This window comes from Halorussus sp. AFM4 (assembly GCF_051194995.1).
Taxonomy (GTDB): Archaea; Halobacteriota; Halobacteria; order Halobacteriales; family Haladaptataceae; genus Halorussus.
On record NZ_JBNTJT010000008.1, the window covers coordinates 1,666 to 3,314 of the forward strand.

Sequence of the window (1,649 nt, forward strand, 5' to 3'; positions counted from 1 at the left end):
GCACGGGAATATTAACCCGTTGCCCATTTGTCCCATTCGAGTTACGGTGGGACTTAGGACCGGCTAACCCTCGACTGATCAGCATTGTCGAGGAACCCTTGCTCGTAAGGCCGTCGGGGTTCTCACCCGACTAACGCTGCTACTATGACCAGGATTTTCGTTCCTACGCGGTCCACGCGAGCTCTCGCCCGAGCTTCCATCCGCGCAGAATGCCAGTCTACTCGATTGCGGTGTTACCCGCACGGCCAGGTCTCGGTGGCGGACTTGAGCCCCGATCATTTTGGGCGCCTCAAACCTCGGCCGGTAAGCTGTTACGCTTTTCTTAGAGGGTAGCTGCTTCTAAGCTCACCTCCCGGCTGTCTAGGGCTTGAGACCACCTTCGATCGCACTTAGTCCGCACTTGGGGACCTTAACCCGGCTCTGGGTTGTCTCCCTCACGGTGCACAGGCTTACCCCGCACACCGGATTCCCTGCGTCGACGGCGTCCGTAGGTTTGGAGTTCGACAAGGGGGCCGACTCCTCTCGGAGTCGGCGCCCCTAATCGGTCGCTCTACCCCACGGACTACCTCGACAGAGGTCATGCTTCGACATGTTTCGGTCGGAACCAGCTGTTGCCGGATTCGATGGGCCTTTCACCCCTACACGTGGGTCACGAGAGGGTATTGTAGGACACCAACTCTAACAGGCCTCCACGTGCCTTTCGGCACGCTTCGCCTTGCCCACGCGTAGATCATCCGGTTTCGGGTCGTGTCGGTTTGACTCCCCGCCCTTGAAGACGGCGGCCCTGGTCGTAAGACTGCGGCCGTGTTGCTTTCGCTGTGCCTTCCCCGATGCTCGGGTTAGACTCGCCAAACCAACACACTCCCTGGTTCGTTTTTCAAAACGTACGACGGAACACCGGCTTCCCGTGATTCCTACTGCGGACTTGCGTCCGGTTCGTTTTTCACGGGACCTTGTGAGCTCCGTCGCTCGATCGCCAGCTGATTTCAGGCCCTATTGCACCTCCCTTTGTGGGGTGCTTTTCAGCGTTCGCTCACGCTACTTGTTCGCTATCGGTCTCGAGACGTGTTTAGTCTTCGCGGTCGATGCCCGCGGTATTCACGAGGGATATCCAACCCCCGATACTCTGGAGCTGACGCACACCGTACTCCTCTCTCTTACGGGGCTTTCACCCTGTGTCGCGCTCCGTTCCAGAAGACTTCAGAGAGGGTTTCCGCTGCTGAGGGTCAGTCCGAACACCACATTGCCCGTGAGGGCTTCGGTTTGGACTGTGTCGCTTTCACTCGCGGTTACTGACGACATCTCTTGCGGTTTCTTTTCCTGCCGGTACTGAGATGTTTCAATTCCCGGCGTTCCCCATTGCGCGAGGCAATTGCGGTGGGGATTCCCATTCGGAGATCCTGAGTTCTTCGCCTCCGTGCGGCTCCCTCAGGCTTATCGCAGCTTGGCACGTCCGTCGTCGGCGCTCGAGCCGAGCCATCCACCAGCTGGCACAGTAGCCACGCTGTTGGAATGATACATCGCACTGACCCGGGTTGAACTCGGGTCCAGTGGACGCCTGGATTGCACGTACATACGGTCGTCATCGCCACGCCCCATGGGTGTCATGGGGAGCGTGCATCGAACCCTTCCCACCCGCGCTCTCACGG

The 1,649-nt window shown here is 59.1% G+C and carries 1 other annotated feature (running past one end of the window).

Annotated elements, in window-relative coordinates:
• Window positions 1-1,508, reverse strand: a sequence feature (mutual gap in cmsearch alignment for this rRNA model is longer than 100); it reaches 1,409 nt to the left of the window's first position.
• Window positions 1,509-1,649 lie beyond the last annotated feature (141 nt).